Here is a 17,603-nt window from a genome sequence, read left to right on the forward strand (position 1 = left end):
GAAGTTTCATTTTATAAGCTGTATAAAAGATGAGTTACATTTGTTGGATAGCCCCTTTTAAGGTAGGAGGATTTATTGTGACAATTCAATGGTTTCCAGGGCATATGGCGAAGGCTCGCCGCGAGGTGTCTGAAAATTTAAAGCTTGTCGATATCGTGTTTGAGCTAGTCGATGCAAGGCTCCCGCTATCGTCGCGCAATCCGATGATTGACCAAGTCATTCATCAAAAGCCACGCCTATTAATTTTAAATAAGCAGGATATGGCAGATGAAACTGAAACGCGCAAATGGCTGCAATACTTTGAAGAGCATGGCTATAAGGCAGTGGCGATTAATTCGCTTGAAGGGAAAGGGCTACAATCTGTAACAAAGGCTGCCCAAGCTATTTTAGCGGATAAATGGGCGCGCATGAAGGCGAAGGGTATGAAGCCACGTGCTATTCGTGCGATGATTGTCGGCATTCCAAACGTAGGGAAATCAACACTCATCAATCGCTTAGCTAAGAAGAATATTGCCAAAACCGGTAATACACCGGGTGTTACAAAGGCACAGCAATGGATTAAAGTAGCGAAAGAGCTAGAGCTGCTTGATACCCCCGGCATTTTATGGCCGAAATTTGAGGATCAAGAAATTGGTTATAAGCTAGCATTAACAGGAGCCATTAAAGATACGATTACCAATATGGAAGACTTAGCAGTATACGGCCTGCGCTTTTTAGCATTACACTATCCTACACGTATGGAGGAACGCTATGGGCTAACCTTTGTACATGAGGACTTAGTCGAAACATTCGACCACATCGGAAAACTGCGCCGTGTATTCGGACAAGGTGGCGAAATTGATTACGACCAAGTAGCTGAGCTAATTGTGCGCGACATTCGCAGCCAGCATTTAGGGAAGTTAACATTTGATTTTGTGGATGAGCAATTAGAGAAAGATGCATTTATAGAACAATAAAATAGACGGCTATCGAAGTGACTTTTTTCGATAGCCGTCTATTTTTATTTTTTAACCTAATTTTAACCTTGGTTGTATATATTGGATTTATATAAAAATGAAATATAGAGAGGATAGTCAAGAATGCGAAAAAAATTCTTTTTTATAGTTGGCATTTTAGTAATAGGCACGCTGCTAGGAATAACCCCCCCAGCAAATGCAACTGGTTCAACTTACTTTACTGACACAGATAATTGGGGAGGGGGAAATGCTGATAGTGTGGCAGATGGTGATTTAGATATTGAATTAAAAAATGCTAATTCAAATGTTGATTCAAAATATCCAATTGAAGTTAAAATTGAAAATGTTACAAATTTACCGCAAAAAAACGCTCACCTACTTATTCGCGCCTATGATGTAGATGAATATAGGCCGCAAATAACTAGTACTGGTGAGTGGAATCGAGTTTATTTTTCAAGTAATCCATCTGATATAGTACTTGGTCCAAATTATACACCATTTCCATGGATTCCCCTCACAGACATTTACAAAAGGGAAATACCTAGTCAATCGTATCTTGGCACACTTGTTGGTGAAAATAATAAATGGAGTACCACAGTTCTGCCCTTTGAGGCGAATGAATGGAGCCGAATTGCGCAGGGGGATAATTATGCTGGGCTAACAATCCATCATTATTATAAAGCCACAGGCAATGTTAATACGGGTTGGGCGCTCACTGTAGACTGGATACAATTAATCATTGACGGTGGGGAGCAGGAATTTGCAGAAATTACAAATACCACTGTGAAGGTTGAGAATGGAAAAATATTATTGGATACTTCCTTTCTATCAAAAATTTCAGGGGATTTTAGTATGGAGGTATTTATTACAGAAGAAGTGCTAGAAGAAGATATATTTATTACAAGAACTGTCGGTCAAACTAAGAAGCTTTTTAATAATATAAATACAATGCAACAAATTTGGAAAAATATTGAGATAATTAATTCACAGATTAGACCAACTAATAATTACCAAATTAGCTTTATATTATCTGAAGATAGAGGCGGAGGGCTGCTTAGTGAAAGCTATACAAACCCTGGGAAAGTTCAACATCTTATCTCGTTTTCTACTAACAATTTAGCTACACCAGTTATTGATTTACATCCTGTAGGGGCAACAGTTACAGTAGATGATGCAAATCCGACAATAAATGTAGGAGCGACTGTTAGCGATGGTGGGCCATTGAACTATCAATGGTATAGTAACTCAATAAATAATAACACAACTGGTGCAATTATAGATGGCGCAACAAGTCCAACTTATATTGTACCAACAGGAGTGGAGGGTACTACCTATTATTACGCTGTTGTAGCAAATCGAAACGGCGGTAAAACAGCAGTGAGTAATCCGGCTAAGATGGAGGTTATAGCCAAAATAAACGTAGCCCCACCAATGATTACTAAGCAACCAAGTGGAGCAATAGTTCTAGAGGGAAGTGCCCCTCCATTGCTTCATGTAGATGCAACGACAAATGGTAGCGGAACATTGAGTTATCAATGGTATAGCGCTACAACAAATGACCCGAACGATGGTGTGCTAATAGATGGAGCAACAAATCCCCGCTATGAAGCACCGACAAGTATAGAGGGAACAACCTATTACTACTGCATTGTGACGAATACAGATAACAATGCGACTGGTCAAAAGACAGCAACGGAGATTAGTGATGTAGTAAAGGTGCAAGTAAATGCCTTAACTCATGCAGAAAAACTAAGCGTTATGCTGCAACCAGCAAATCAAACTGTAAATATAGGAGAGCCTGCTATATTAAGTGTAATAGCAAGTGGAGGTGCATCACTCAGCTACCAATGGTATAGTAGCGCAACAAATGTTGCAAATAAAGGGATGCCAATAAACGGAGCAATAAATGCAAGTTATTTAGCACCAACAAATACAGAGGGAATTACCTATTACTACAGCGTTGTAACGAACACGGACAGCAGTGCAACAGGCAATCAAATAACAACAACGACTAGTGATGTAGCAAAGGTGCAAGTAAATGCTTTAACAAATGCGACAACACCTAGCATTATTACGCAGCCAGCAAATCAAATAGTGAATAGAGGAGAGGCTGCTATATTGAGTGTAGTGGCAAGTGGAGGCGTCTCCTTGAGTTATCAATGGTATAGCAGTACAACAAATGACACGAACAATGGCACATTAATAAACGGTGCTACAAATGCAACATATTTAGCACCAACAAATGTGGAAGAAGAAGTCTATTATTACTGTATTGTGACAAATACAGATAATAATGCAACAGGTACTAAAACAGCAGCAATAATTAGCAATATAGCAAAAATACAGGTTAAATCGATGGATGTACCGCCAATCCGAGGCAGCTATTCACCTCCATCAACGGTAAAAATCATTTTGCACACGAATGATGGAATAATACTTGAACCAATTGAAATTACTTATAATACAAAGATAAGCGATTTACCTGTACCAACAAGGGAGGGCTATCGTTTTGATGGCTGGTATCAAGATAAAGCATTAACAAAACGATGGGAAGAGGAGACGCTTGCTCGAGAAAATATCGAGCTTTATGCGAAGTGGATAAAATTGCCGCAAGAGGAATCTGAAACAGCGCAAGAGTCGCCACTACCTAGCATGGTATTTAGCGATATGGAAAGCCATTGGGCAAATGAAATTGTGCATGAGTTAGTAGCACTTGGCATTATTCAAGGCTATGAAGACGGTACTTTCCGTCCGAATGAGGCAATTAGTCGTATGCATGTAACGGCATTACTAACAAGGGCATTTGCATTTGAAAAAGTGCGAACAGCCATTCATTTTTCAGATGTGTCACCAACCCATCCCTACTATAAAGAAATTACTGTCTTACAACAGGCAGGCATTATAGATGGGAAAAATGGTGAATTTTTGCCAGCAGAAAAAATGACACGTGCACAGCTAGCGAAGGTGCTCGCTGGTGTGCTAGGTTTAACTCCAGAGGGCACAAGCTCATTTGCGGATGTGGACAGCCAGCATTGGAGTGCAGGCTATATTGCAGTGTTAGAACGTGAAGGCATCGCATTTGGCGATAATGGGAATTTCCGACCGGGCGAGCCTGTAACACGTGCCCAATTTGCCGCACTTTTATATCGGATTACCCAGTTTCAAGAAGAGTAGTTTTGAAAAAGAAAAGGGCTTGTGAGGTGTAGCATTTCCTCACAAGCCCTTTATTTTAATTGTGCAAGTTTGCCGCAGTGTAATTGATTTTGTTTTATAATAAGAAAAATAAGCCGATATACGTAGTAGAGACGAGGTTATGAAATATGCAGACGATTACGGAAATTACAGTTGCTTTGAAAGCAGCCACAAAGCAAGAGCCGTGGATGAAGGCAATCCAATATGATGAGCGGGCAGGTGTGCAAAAAGCATGGCAGCAATTTTTAAAGCGCATGGATAAGCAGCAGCTACTACAGCAAACACATGATGCAAAGATTGCCTTTGATGCGCAGTTTGGACACCTCGTTGCAGGTGTAGACGAGGCAGGACGTGGGCCACTTGCTGGTCCAGTTGTTACGGCAGCCGTTATTTTACCTGAAAATTGTCAGGCTTTACTCGGTTTAAATGACTCAAAACAATTAACGAAAGAAGCGAGAGCACGTATGAGTGTATTAGTGAAGGAACATGCGCTTAGCTACAGCACCCATTTTCAAAGTGCCCAAATGATTGATACACTAAATATTTATGAGGCAACGAAGCAATCGATGGCGAGCAGTGTATTAGCGTTAAAAATGAAGCCAAATTTTGTAATAGCGGATGCGATGACATTGCCAATTACTGTACCACAACAGTCTATTATTAAAGGGGATGCAAAAAGCTTAGCGATTGCAGCTGCTTCTATATTAGCTAAAACAGCGCGTGATGATTATATGGAGGAGCTGGCAAAGGAATTCCCACAATATGGATTCGAGCAGCATGCAGGCTATGGAACGAAGCAGCATCTAGAGGCGCTTGCCAAATATGGACCTACCATTCACCATCGTGTAAGCTTTGAGCCGATAAAATCTATGATGAAAGGGTGATTGTATGACATCTACATCATTTAATCCAATTGCGCAACAAGCGCAAATAACAGCAACGAATCAGCCGCTCACATTAAAGCAAGGACAAATATTTCACGGTACAATTAAACAACTTTATCCTGACCAAATGGCAGAAATACAGGTGGGTAATAATAAATTAATAGCGAAATTAGAAGTGCCATTGAAAGTTGGTGACGCGCACTTCTTTCAGGTGACAAATACGAGTGGGACACAAACGGAGCTAAAAGTCGTATCGAATCCGATGTCCTCCACTTTAACACCAACACAACAAATGGCACAGTTGTTAGAAACAATGAATTTACCAAAAACAGCGGATATGCAGCAAGTGCTAAGCTATTTTATGAAGCAGCAAATTCCGATTTCAAAGGAACAGCTTATACAGGCCGAGCAATGGATGAAAAGCTTGCCGGAAGGTGTGTCGAAGCAGGATGCTCTTTTGGCGATGCAACGCATGGTTGAATTGAAAATGCCCTTTACAAATCAAGTTTTTCAGGCATTAGTGCAAGGAGCAAAAACAGACGGTATGTCGACAGCATTACAAAATTTATTACAGCAATTGTCGATTTCAACAGCAGGCAATGAACAATTAAAAACATCTGTTATACAGCAGTTGCAGGCAATTGCTAAGCCCTTTGATGTCGAACTAGGCGGTACAATGCTAGCGCGTGCAGTGCAATTACTAAGCGATACAACAGCAAATATTAGTGAGCGATTGCAGTTTTTACAGCTACTCAAGCAAGCGAGCATTGTACCGCAAAATGCGACTCTTGCTAATTGGCAAGGACAACAGGCACAAGGGCAAGCCCCCTTAAATAGCGCAGGGCAGTTATTAACGCAAATTGTACAAGTAAAACCTGAGCAAAGTGCTGCAATTGCGGAGCAGGTACGTGCTTTTATCGCAGGGGACAGCCTACTAACGACAGCGCAAAAAGAGCATTTACAGCAGCTTGTTACGCGCTTTTCACAGCTACCACAAAGCCAGCAAGCACTAACAACCTTTGCTCAGCAACTGCAAACAGAGCTACTCAAAGCTTATGCGAATAATACGACAGCGCAGCTTTTTACGAATAATGAGCAAGGCTTATCAACGAAGGAGCAAATACTTTCGATGATAAAGCCCGAGCTCACAGCGCATAGTCAAGAGTTGTTGCTGCGCAATATTGTACAGGAGGCAAAAAATATGTCGCAGCCTGTGATTCAGTCACAGCTTACACAAGCTGATGCCCAGCTTCAATCAGCTATTGATAGCAAGGCGATGGAACAGGCGATGAAAACAGTTTTAAAGGGGCTAGGTATAAGTTATGAGGCAGCACTGCAAAATAAGGCAACGGATATGCAGGCTATTGCAGGACAGTTAAAGCCGCAGCTATTAGCGCTTATTCAGGATATGACAACGCCACCCGCATTGCGCGATGCAGCAGAAATGGTGATGACACGCATGAACGGTATGCAGTTATTATCGGGTGAAAATGGACATCAGCATCAGCTTGTTATGCAAGTACCCCTAGAGTTTTTTGGAAAGCGAATGGATGCAACATTGCAGTGGAACGGTCGTATGAAAGAGGATGGTAAAATTGATGCTAATTACGCACGTGTTCTCTTTTATTTGCATATGGAATCATTGCAAGAAACGGTAATCGATATGCAGGTACAAAATCGCATCGTCACGGTGACGCTTTTTAATGATAACTTGGGGTTAACGCCATTAGCAGAACCACTAAAAAAATCCTTGAAAGAAGGCTTGGCTAGCAAGGACTATCAATTGTCTGGTGTATTTATAAAGCAGTTTGAAAGCGCGCTACAAGAGCAAGCTAGACAAGCTATAAAAGAGCAAGTTGAGGAGCGTAGTGGGGTGGATATTCGCGTATGAGTGAAAGGAAATATGTTAGAAAAGAAGCAATTGCTCTAACTTATAACCCATCAGAAAGTGCTGGCCCTAAGGTTGTCGCAAAAGGGAAAGGGAAAATTGCAGAAAATATTTTAGAGCAAGCCTCGTTGCATAATGTGCCAATTCATGAGGACCCGAATCTTGTCGAATTATTAGGGCAGCTTGATTTAAACGAAACGATACCAGAGCAATTATATCAGGCTGTGGCAGAAGTATTCGCCTTTATTTATCATCTGGACCGTGAGCATAATGAGTTAAAACGACGCAGTTAGTAGCATTTTTGCTGTCTTATAACAAATACAAATAATATTTCGAGAATAATACAGTATAATTGATTGAAAATTCCGCATTAAAGACAATTATAGACATTGTCAGAATGTTTGTATAGAATAGATGATGGTAATTAAAATAATATCCAAATTGTCTGATAGGAGGATGGATTATGAATATCCATGAGTATCAAGGGAAGGAAATCTTGAGAAAGTATGGCGTTGCTGTGCCGAAAGGGAAAGTAGCGTTTTCTCCAGATGAAGCTGTGAAAGTAGCAAAAGAGCTAGGCGCTAACGTAACAGTTGTTAAAGCACAAATTCACGCAGGTGGTCGCGGTAAGGCTGGCGGTGTAAAAATCGCAAAAAATCTTGAAGAAGTGCGTACTTACTCGAAAGAACTACTTGGTAAAATATTAGTAACACACCAAACAGGTCCAGAAGGTAAAGAAGTAAAACGACTTTACATTGAAGAAGGATCAGATATTCGCAAGGAATATTACTTAGGCTTAGTGCTTGACCGTGCTACTTCTCGCGTAACTTTAATGGGTTCTGAAGAAGGCGGTATGGATATTGAAGAGGTGGCAGAAAATACACCTGAAAAAATCTTCAAAGAAATTATTGATCCAGTTGTAGGCTTACAAGGATTCCAAGCACGTCGTATGGCATTCAACATGAATATTCCAACGAAATTAGTGAATAAAGCGGTTAAATTAATGCTAGGTTTATATCAAGCATTTGTAGAAAAAGATGCATCAATCGTTGAAATCAACCCGTTAGTTGTAACAGGTGATGATGAAGTTGTAGCACTTGATGCGAAATTCAACTTCGATGCAAACGCATTATATCGACATAAAGATATCGTTGAATTACGCGATTTTGATGAGGAAGATCCAAAAGAAATCGAAGCCTCTAAATATGACTTAAGCTATATTTCATTAGATGGTAACATCGGCTGTATGGTGAACGGTGCTGGTTTAGCGATGGCGACAATGGATACGATTAGCTATTACGGCGGTCAACCAGCAAACTTCCTAGATGTAGGGGGCGGCGCTACAGCAGAAAAAGTAACAGAAGCGTTTAAAATTATCCTATCTGACGAGAATGTAAAAGGAATTTTCGTTAACATTTTCGGTGGTATTATGAAGTGTGACGTTATCGCAGAGGGTGTTATTGAAGCGACGAAACAAGTAGGGTTAACAATTCCATTAGTAGTGCGTTTAGAAGGTACAAACGTAGAGCTTGGTAAAAAATTATTAAATGAATCTGGTTTAAATATTGTCGCTGCAGACTCTATGGCTGATGGCGCACAAAAAATCGTAGGACTTGTAGGCTAAGGAAGGTAGGGAGAATTAATGAGTGTTTATATTAATAAAGACACGAAAGTAATCGTACAAGGGATTACGGGTGAAACTGCACTTTTCCATACGAAGCAAATGCTTGAATACGGTACAAAAATCGTAGCTGGTGTAACACCGGGTAAAGGCGGCTTAGAAGTAGAAGGAGTTCCAGTTTTCAACACTGTTGAAGAAGCGGTTAAAGCTACTGGAGCGAACGTATCTGTTATATACGTACCAGCACCATTTGCGGCAGATGCTATTATGGAAGCAGTTGACGCTGACTTAGATATGGCAATTTGTATTACAGAGCACATCCCTGTTCTTGATATGGTAAATGTAAAGCGCTATATGGAAGGCAAAAAGACACGCCTAATAGGGCCAAACTGCCCAGGTGTTATTACATCTGATGAATGTAAAATCGGAATTATGCCTGGCTACATTCATACAAAAGGACATGTTGGCGTTGTATCACGCTCAGGTACATTAACATATGAAGCTGTACACCAATTGTCACAAGCAGGTATCGGTCAAACAACAGCTGTTGGTATCGGTGGCGACCCTGTAAATGGGACAAACTTTATCGACGTATTATCAGCGTTCAATGATGACCCAGAGACATATGCAGTTGTAATGATTGGGGAAATCGGTGGTACGGCTGAGGAAGAAGCGGCTGAGTGGGTAAAAGCAAACATGACAAAGCCAGTTGTAGGCTTTATCGGTGGTCAAACAGCACCTCCAGGTAAACGTATGGGACATGCTGGTGCGATTATCTCAGGTGGTAAAGGTACAGCTGCAGAAAAAATTAAAGCAATGAATGCAGCGGGTATTGAAGTAGCAGATACACCATCTGTTATCGGTGAAACATTAATTCGTGTAATTAAAGAAAAAGGTCTATACGAGAAGTGTAAAACACACTAATTGAATAGGGGCGTCCGAAAAAACAGTGCTTAGCACGCTTTTCGGACGCTTTGTTTGTGTTTTATTAAAAATCCAACCATTCAGCAATGTTTTTTTATACCGAAAGCGTAGCGACAGGTACAGATGTGCAAGTACAATTTAAAATCCCGACGCAATTACGCCAAGGTGTAATTGCTAAAAGGAATGTAGTTTGTAAAGGAGATAAGTACTCAATTTTATGGCTTTTCTTGTAGATTTAAGCTACACTTTTCTTAATATAGCTGTATCCCCATACGCTATATTTTAGGGGCTGTTTGCAAAATCTAACTCATTCTTTAATGCAGTGAAAAATTGGTTATAAATTCAAAAATCTGTTAGATTCAGTGTTTATCTTTTATAACAGGTTGCCTACTGTGATTAATTTTGATAAAACTCAGACGAAACGTCCCTAAACATTGCTATGCGGTCATAGTACTTCACTGCTTGAAGGAGCGATGACATGCTAAATCAAAAAGAAATACAGCAATTATTAGCGTTGCATTATGTTTATCCCCTGCCATTAAATAAACTTCAGCGCCTATTATGTGCAATACAGACATTGCACGAATTGCAATTCATTTCGGCAAAAGAGCTTGCACAAATACTTCAAATCCAACTACAAACAGCTCAAACATTAAAAGTAAATTATAATAAAGCTGCAAATACACCCTTTAAAGTGTATTATGAGCAGCATAATATGCATGCAATACCTTTTACGAGTGAGGATTATCCGAAAAGTCTGTTACAGCTTAGCGATGCTCCTACAGTCATCTATGTACAAGGGCATATTGATTTATTGCAGCGTCAAAAAATTGCTTGTATTGGATCACGCAATTCGACAAATTATTCGTCAATTGCTCTACAATCGATATTGCCACCTTTAATTGCTGAGCAATATGTAATAGTGAGTGGACTTGCAAAAGGGGCAGATACATTAGCACATCAGATGACAATTGAATTAGGTGGTAGTACAATCGCTGTCGTAGGACATGGTTTTGCCCATCTATATCCAAAGGAAAATAAAAATCTTGCGGCTAAAATAGTGAGCGAGCATCTATTATTGACAGAATACCCACCGTATATGGGACCAAAGAAATGGCATTTCCCGATGCGTAATCGAATAATTAGTGGCTTGAGCTGTGCTTTAGTAGTAACTGAGGCAGCGATGAAAAGTGGCACTCTTATTACAACAGACCATGCGTTGGAGCATGGCAAAGATGTTTTCGTTGTACCAGGACCCATTCATTCAGAGCAATCAAAAGGAACGAATAATTTATTAAAAGAAGGTGCAATTCCAGTATGGAATGGACAGCAAATTGTTGAAGAGTTACAAATGTTTCAAATGAAATATTGAAAAAAAGTTGCAATCTCTCTCAATCTGTTATACATTTTGCAACAGGTATGCTTTGTAGTTCACAAAATTTTGTGCAATCAATTAAGCTTCGGTTACATGGAGTTTCAGGCTGCTCGATTGGGCTAGAAAAGTCTGCTCCTTCAAATAGATGCAGTAAACGAGAGCTTTATTTCAGCAAAGCTATAATAAATTTGACGCCAATAAAAAGGTAATGGAGACGCCATGGCGTATTAAATATAAAATGAGTAACCTCTCTAAGGGGGAAAGAAATGAATGGCAGATTATTTAGTAATAGTGGAATCGCCTGCAAAGGCAAAAACAATTGAACGATACTTAGGAAAAAAATATAAAGTAAAAGCTTCTATAGGACATGTACGCGATTTACCGCGTAGTCAAACAGGAATTGATACGGATAATAACTACACACCTAAGTACATTACCATTCGTGGTAAAGGACCTGTTTTACAAGAATTAAAAACGGCAGCAAAAAAAGTGAAGAAAATTTATCTCGCATCTGACCCCGACCGCGAAGGAGAAGCGATTGCTTGGCATTTAGCAACAGCTTTAAATATCGATATCGAATCGGATTGCCGCGTCGTTTTCAATGAAATTACAAAGGATGCTATTTTGGAATCCTTTAAAAACCCGCGCCCTATTGATATGGACTTAGTGGATGCACAACAGGCACGACGTATTTTAGACCGTCTTGTTGGCTATAATATTAGCCCTATTTTGTGGAAGAAAGTGAAAAAAGGCTTATCTGCTGGGCGTGTACAGTCTGTTGCATTACGTTTAATTATCGACAGAGAACATGAAATCACTCATTTTGTTCCAGAGGAATATTGGACAATCGAGGGTATGTTTGAAAAAAGTAAAAAGCAATTTGATGCGCTTTATTATGGGACTGGAGCGGAGAAAATTAAGCTTACAAACGAAGAGCAAGTGAAGGAAATATTGAAAAATATAAAGGGTGAGCACTTCACAGTCACAGATGTGATTAAAAAGGAGCGCAGACGCAATGCCGCACCTGCTTTTACAACCTCTTCATTACAACAAGAAGCAGCGCGTAAGCTGAATTTCCGTGCAAAGAAAACGATGATGCTAGCACAGCAACTATATGAGGGTATTGACATTGGTAAAAAAGAGGGTACAGTCGGTCTAATTACGTATATGCGTACAGATTCGACGCGTATTTCAGAAACTGCAAAGACGGAGGCAGTGCAATATATCGACACGAAATACGGTAAAGAATATATTGCAACGGGATCGAAACAGGCGAAAAAGCAATCGAATGCACAGGATGCGCATGAGGCGATACGTCCGACGAGTACGATGCGCACGCCAGATGATTTAAAAGCTGTCTTAAGCCGTGACCAGCTACGTTTATATCGCTTGATTTGGGAGCGTTTTATCGCTAGTCAAATGGCCCCTGCTATTTTAGATACCGTTTCCGTTGATTTATTAAACGGTGATGTGAAATTCCGAGCGAATGGCTCGCACGTGAAATTCCCAGGCTTTATGAAGCTTTATATAGAAGGTACAGATGACCAAACAGAAGAAACAACAAAGCTTCTGCCAGAGATGGAAGTGGGCGATGAAGTAAAGGCTTTAGAAATTGAACCGAAACAGCATTTTACACAGCCACCACCTCGCTACTCTGAGGCTCGCTTAGTTAAAACTTTAGAGGAATTAGGCATAGGACGACCTTCCACATATGCGCCTACGTTAGATACAATCCAAAAGCGTGGCTATGTACAGCTTGACGCGAAGCGTTTTGTACCTACTGAGCTTGGAGAAATCGTTCACCAGCTTGTACTTGAATTTTTCCCGGAAATTATCAATATTGAATTTACGGCAAAAATGGAGCAGGATCTTGACGGTGTAGAGGAAGGGAATACGAACTGGGTACAGGTAATTGATGCGTTCTATAAAGATTTCGAAAAAAGTGTAAAGCATGCTGATGAAGCAATGGAAAAAATCGAAATTAAGGATGAGCCAGCAGGAGAAGATTGCGATAAATGTGGAGCCCCGATGGTATACAAGCTTGGACGCTATGGCAAATTTATGGCTTGCTCAAACTTTCCAGATTGCCGTAATACAAAGGCAATTATGAAGCCAATTGGTGTGAAATGCCCTACATGCCAGGAAGGCGAGATTGTCGAGCGTAAAAGCAAAACGAAGCGATTATTTTACGGTTGCAATCGTTATCCTGAATGTGAATTCGTTTCGTGGGATAAGCCAATTAATCGACCATGTCCAAAATGCAGCTCCTTATTAGTTGAAAAGAAACTGAAAAAAGGTGTACAAATTCAGTGTACGAATACAGATTGTGATTATGAGGAAACACCATCACAATAGAAAGTTGGTAAGTAATATGTCAGAAAAAATTGTAAACGTTATTGGTGCGGGCTTAGCTGGTAGTGAAGCAGCATGGCAAATAGCAAAGCGCGGTGTGAAAGTACGCCTTTACGAAATGCGTCCAGTGAAGCAAACACCTGCTCACCATACCGATAAATTTGCAGAGCTTGTATGCTCCAACTCTTTACGTGCGAATACTTTAACAAATGCGGTAGGCGTTATTAAAGAGGAAATGCGTATACTTGATTCAGTTATTATGAAAGCGGCGGATGGCTGCTCTGTACCAGCTGGCGGTGCACTTGCAGTAGACCGTCATGAGTTTGCTGGCTATGTAACAGATGCTGTTAAAAATCATCCTCTAGTAGAAGTGATTCAAGAGGAAGTAACAGAAATTCCTGAAGGTATTACAATTATTGCGACAGGGCCATTGACATCACCAGCATTAGCGGAAAAGATTCAAGCTTTAACAGGCGAGGATTATTTATATTTTTATGATGCGGCAGCACCAATTATCGAAAAAGATTCAATTGATATGGATAAAGTATATTTGAAATCGCGTTATGATAAAGGCGAGGCGGCATACTTAAATTGCCCGATGACAAAGGAAGAATTTGAGCGTTTCCGTCAAGCGTTGATTGAAGCGGAAGTTGTACCGTTAAAGGAATTTGAAAAAGAAATCTATTTCGAAGGCTGTATGCCTATCGAGGTAATGGCAGCGCGCGGTGAGAAGACGATGCTCTTTGGTCCGATGAAACCAGTCGGTCTAGAAGATCCGAAAACAGGTAAGCGCCCATATGCTGTTGTTCAATTACGCCAAGATGATGCAGCAGGTACTTTATACAATATTGTTGGCTTCCAAACACATTTGAAATGGGGTCCGCAAAAGGAAGTGCTACAGCTCATTCCTGGCTTGGAAAATGTTGAAATTGTACGTTATGGTGTGATGCACCGCAACACATTTATCAACTCTCCAAAAGTGTTGACGAAAACATATCAATTAAAGGCGCAGCCAAATATTTTCTTTGCAGGTCAAATGACTGGAGTAGAAGGCTATGTTGAATCAGCAGGTAGCGGTTTAATTGCAGGTATTAATGCGGCACGTTTAGCAAAGGGGGAGGAGCTATTATACTTCCCTGAGGAAACAGCGCTTGGTTCAATGGCACGCTATATTACGGAAGCTGATTCAAAAAACTTCCAGCCGATGAATGTTAATTTTGGCTTGTTCCCAGATTTAGGTGAACGCATTAAAGCAAAGGCGGAGCGTGCAGAGCGTCATGCCAATCGCGCATTGGAAACAATTCGTAATTTTGCGAACTCGAAAACAATCTAATTGTGAAAAAGCCCTTTGAATTGTATAATTTGAAGGGCTTTATCTATGCAATTGACAAAATGTATTGATTTTTTAAAATTCATGCACATTTTACTTGCTAATTTTTTAGTTAAGGTATAGTGTCAGTATGTAATTAATTTGCTCCGCTCGAAGGAGGCTACGTTATGTCAAGTTCTCAGCAAAATGAATTACTACACCAATTCATTCGCTATGTGCAAATTGAAAAAAACTTCTCTGTCCACACAGTGCGGGAGTATGAAGCGGATATTCAGCATTTTTTAACATTTTTACAGACAGAAGGCATCGACAATTTACAAGATGTAGAATATATTCATGCAAGATTATACGTGACAAAGCTCTACGAAGAAAAAAAAGCGAGGGCTTCTATTTCAAGAAAAATATCTTCGATTCGTTCCTTTTTTCGCTATTTACATCGAGAATTTAATTTGGATGATTCATCTTTTCGCTCATTGTACCACCCGAAAAAAGAGGAACGACTTCCAAACTTTTTTTATGAGGAAGAGCTAACACAATTATTTGAAGCAAATCAAGGCCAAGATTTTCAATCGCTCCGCAATATCGCCTTATTGGAACTGCTTTATGCAACAGGTATTCGGGTAAGTGAATGCACAGCATTGGAGATAGGACATATCGATTTTCATTATTCAATTATTCGCGTCATGGGAAAAGGACGTAAGGAGCGTATCGTACCATTTGGTGAATATGCTCATAGAGCACTACAAACTTACATTGAAGAAGCACGACCGCATATAATGAAAAATATGAATCATTCTTCTGTTTTTGTGAATATGAGAGGTGGCGAACTTACTCCTCGAGGTGTACGTCACATATTAAATGAAATGGTGAATAAAGCAAGCCTGCATACGAAGCTCTATCCACATATGCTTAGGCATTCATTTGCCACACATTTACTAAACAATGGTGCAGATATGCGTACTGTGCAGGAATTATTAGGGCATGCGCACCTTTCTTCGACACAAGTGTATACGCATGTAACGAAGGAGCATTTACGCAGCACCTATATGAATACACATCCTAGAGCTTAAGGAGGAATCAATATGGGGCAAATACATGCCACAACGATTTTTGCCATTCACCATAATGGTGGCTGTGCAATGGCTGGAGATGGTCAAGTAACACTAGGAAATGCTGTTGTGATGAAACATACAGCAAGAAAGGTCAGACGTCTGTTTAATGGCAAGGTGCTAGCAGGCTTCGCTGGTTCAGTGGCTGATGCTTTTACTTTGTTTGAGATGTTTGAAGGTAAGCTTAATGAGTATAACGGCAATTTACAGCGTGCAGCTGTCGAAGTAGCGAAGCAGTGGCGTGGTGATAAAATGTTGCGTCAATTAGAGGCGATGCTTCTCGTCATGGACCAGTCAACCTTACTTCTAGTATCTGGCACAGGTGAGGTCATCGAGCCTGACGATGGCATTTTAGCAATTGGTTCAGGCGGCAACTATGCATTATCCGCAGGGCGTGCCTTGAAAAAGCATGCAGGTGAGCATTTAACGGCACAGCAAATAGCGGAAGCAGCTTTAACGACAGCAGCTGATATTTGTGTATTTACAAACCATAATATTATCGTGGAGGCGCTATAATGACGACTAATTTAACGCCAAGACAAATTACTGAGCACTTGAATCGATACATCGTTGGACAAAATGAGGCAAAGCGTGCAGTAGCTATTGCGCTTCGTAATCGCTATCGTCGCTCTTTGTTGAATGATGAAATGAAAAATGAAATTATCCCAAAGAACATTTTAATGATTGGTCCAACAGGTGTTGGGAAAACTGAAATCGCAAGGCGCATTGCCAAATTAACGAAAGCGCCGTTTATTAAAGTAGAGGCGACGAAGTTTACAGAAGTAGGCTATGTAGGTCGCGATGTAGAATCAATGGTTCGCGATTTAGTTGAAGCTTCTTTGCGTCTTGTCAAAGAAGAAATGCTTGCTACAGTTCAAGATGAGGCAGAAAAGCTAGCAAATCAAGCAATTGTTAAATTGCTTGCACCTTCAAAAAAGAAAGCGAAAGCGCAGCAAAACCCATGGGAAATGCTTTTTGGACAAAAGCCAGAGCAGGCGGAAGATGAAAATTCGACGGAAGAAGCGGAGGTTCGCTCACGCCGTAGTCAAATTGCAGCAGATTTAGCAGAGGGGAAGCTTGAAAATCAATGGGTAACAATCGAAGTAACTGAGCAGGCAGCACCGTTACTTGATATGCCTGGTATGGAAATGCAGATGAGTGGCATGCAAGATATGTTGACCAATTTAATGCCTAAGAAAACGAAGAAGCGAAAGGTGCAGGTAAAAGACGCACGTCGCATTTTAGCGTTAGAGGAGGCAAACAAATTAATTGATACGGATGAGTTAACTGCCGAAGCAATTCATCGAGCTGAGCAGACAGGTATTATCTTTATTGATGAAATTGATAAAATTGCGAGTAAGGATAGCGGTTCCTCAGCGAATGTTTCACGTGAGGGAGTGCAACGTGATATTTTACCAATCGTTGAAGGCTCTACAGTAACAACAAAATATGGTCCTGTAAAAACGGATTATATTTTATTTGTAGCGGCTGGTGCATTCCATATGTCCAAACCGAGCGATTTAATACCTGAGCTACAAGGGCGCTTCCCAATTCGTGTAGAACTTGAGAAGCTGACAAAGGCTGACTTTGTACGTATTTTACAGGAGCCGGACCAATCGCTTATTTTACAATATAAAGCCCTTTTAGAAACGGAAGCTGTCACGATTGACTTTTCGGAGGATGCAATCGATCGCATAGCCGAAATTGCAACGGAAGTAAATCAAGAAACGGATAATATTGGTGCTAGACGTTTGCATACAATTTTAGAGCGCCTATTAGAAGAGCTCTCCTTCGAAGCATCAGAAATTGCACCAGCGCATATTGAGATAACACCAGCCTATGTCGATCAGAAATTAGGCAATATCGTAAAAAATAAAGACTTGTCACAATTTATTTTATAGATAACAATTGCTGTAAAGAACTTTACAATATAGATAATTGCTATAAATTATAAAAACCTTTAGAATATTAC

13 protein-coding genes are annotated in these 17,603 nt (G+C 40.3%); all 13 read left to right on the top strand.

The window, feature by feature from the left end; genetic code table 11:
• Positions 1 to 77: 77 nt before the first annotated feature.
• The 13 genes from ylqF to hslU all read left to right on the top strand — a co-directional run bounded on the left by ylqF (position 78) and on the right by hslU (position 17,532).
• Positions 78 to 956, top strand: a complete 879-nt coding sequence (ylqF, locus tag C9J36_RS03795) for a ribosome biogenesis GTPase YlqF (protein ID WP_107942279.1) — start codon at positions 78 to 80, stop codon at positions 954 to 956.
• Positions 957 to 1,079: 123 nt separating this feature from the next.
• Positions 1,080 to 4,130 carry an S-layer homology domain-containing protein gene (locus tag C9J36_RS17475; RefSeq protein ID WP_235616004.1) on the top strand — a complete coding sequence of 1,017 codons (3,051 nt, stop codon included), beginning with the start codon at positions 1,080 to 1,082 and terminating at the stop codon, positions 4,128 to 4,130.
• Between the two features lie 146 nt (positions 4,131 to 4,276).
• Entirely contained in the window at positions 4,277 to 5,032 is a 756-nt protein-coding gene (gene rnhB, locus C9J36_RS03810) for a ribonuclease HII (protein WP_107942280.1), read from the top strand.
• 4 nt (positions 5,033 to 5,036) lie between these two features.
• The gene (locus C9J36_RS03815; RefSeq protein WP_107942281.1) at positions 5,037 to 6,923 is read left to right on the top strand and encodes a hypothetical protein; all 1,887 of its coding nucleotides are present in this window, start codon (positions 5,037 to 5,039) and stop codon (positions 6,921 to 6,923) included.
• The gene (locus C9J36_RS03820) at positions 6,920 to 7,213 is read left to right on the top strand and encodes an EscU/YscU/HrcU family type III secretion system export apparatus switch protein (protein WP_066169980.1); all 294 of its coding nucleotides are present in this window, start codon (positions 6,920 to 6,922) and stop codon (positions 7,211 to 7,213) included. Before C9J36_RS03815 ends, C9J36_RS03820 begins: the two co-directional genes overlap by 4 nt.
• A 170-nt stretch (positions 7,214 to 7,383) precedes the next feature.
• Positions 7,384 to 8,544: an ADP-forming succinate--CoA ligase subunit beta gene (gene sucC, locus C9J36_RS03825; RefSeq protein WP_066169983.1), complete on the top strand. Its 1,161-nt coding sequence runs from the start codon at positions 7,384 to 7,386 to the stop codon at positions 8,542 to 8,544.
• Positions 8,545 to 8,562: 18 nt separating this feature from the next.
• Positions 8,563 to 9,465: a succinate--CoA ligase subunit alpha gene (gene sucD / locus C9J36_RS03830; protein WP_066169986.1), complete on the top strand. Its 903-nt coding sequence runs from the start codon at positions 8,563 to 8,565 to the stop codon at positions 9,463 to 9,465.
• A 478-nt stretch (positions 9,466 to 9,943) separates the two neighbouring features.
• On the top strand, positions 9,944 to 10,837 hold the full coding sequence (gene dprA / locus C9J36_RS03835) for a DNA-processing protein DprA (protein WP_066169988.1): 894 nt from the start codon (positions 9,944 to 9,946) through the stop codon (positions 10,835 to 10,837).
• Positions 10,838 to 11,110: 273 nt separating this feature from the next.
• On the top strand, positions 11,111 to 13,195 hold the full coding sequence (gene topA, locus C9J36_RS03840) for a type I DNA topoisomerase (RefSeq protein WP_107942282.1): 2,085 nt from the start codon (positions 11,111 to 11,113) through the stop codon (positions 13,193 to 13,195).
• 16 nt (positions 13,196 to 13,211) lie between these two features.
• Entirely contained in the window at positions 13,212 to 14,525 is a 1,314-nt protein-coding gene (gene trmFO, locus C9J36_RS03845; protein WP_107942283.1) for an FADH(2)-oxidizing methylenetetrahydrofolate--tRNA-(uracil(54)-C(5))-methyltransferase TrmFO, read from the top strand.
• Positions 14,526 to 14,689: 164 nt separating this feature from the next.
• A complete protein-coding gene (gene xerC / locus C9J36_RS03850) occupies positions 14,690 to 15,592 on the top strand; it encodes a tyrosine recombinase XerC (protein WP_066169995.1) in 903 nt (300 codons plus the stop codon).
• A gap of 12 nt (positions 15,593 to 15,604) precedes the next feature.
• On the top strand, positions 15,605 to 16,147 hold the full coding sequence (gene hslV / locus C9J36_RS03855) for an ATP-dependent protease subunit HslV (RefSeq protein ID WP_066169998.1): 543 nt from the start codon (positions 15,605 to 15,607) through the stop codon (positions 16,145 to 16,147).
• Entirely contained in the window at positions 16,144 to 17,532 is a 1,389-nt protein-coding gene (gene hslU, locus C9J36_RS03860) for an ATP-dependent protease ATPase subunit HslU (protein ID WP_107942284.1), read from the top strand. Before hslV ends, hslU begins: the two co-directional genes overlap by 4 nt.
• Positions 17,533 to 17,603 lie beyond the last annotated feature (71 nt).

Origin of the sequence: Metasolibacillus fluoroglycofenilyticus (assembly GCF_003049645.1) — a bacterium.
In the GTDB taxonomy this organism is placed as follows: Bacteria; Bacillota; Bacilli; order Bacillales_A; family Planococcaceae; genus Metasolibacillus; species Metasolibacillus fluoroglycofenilyticus.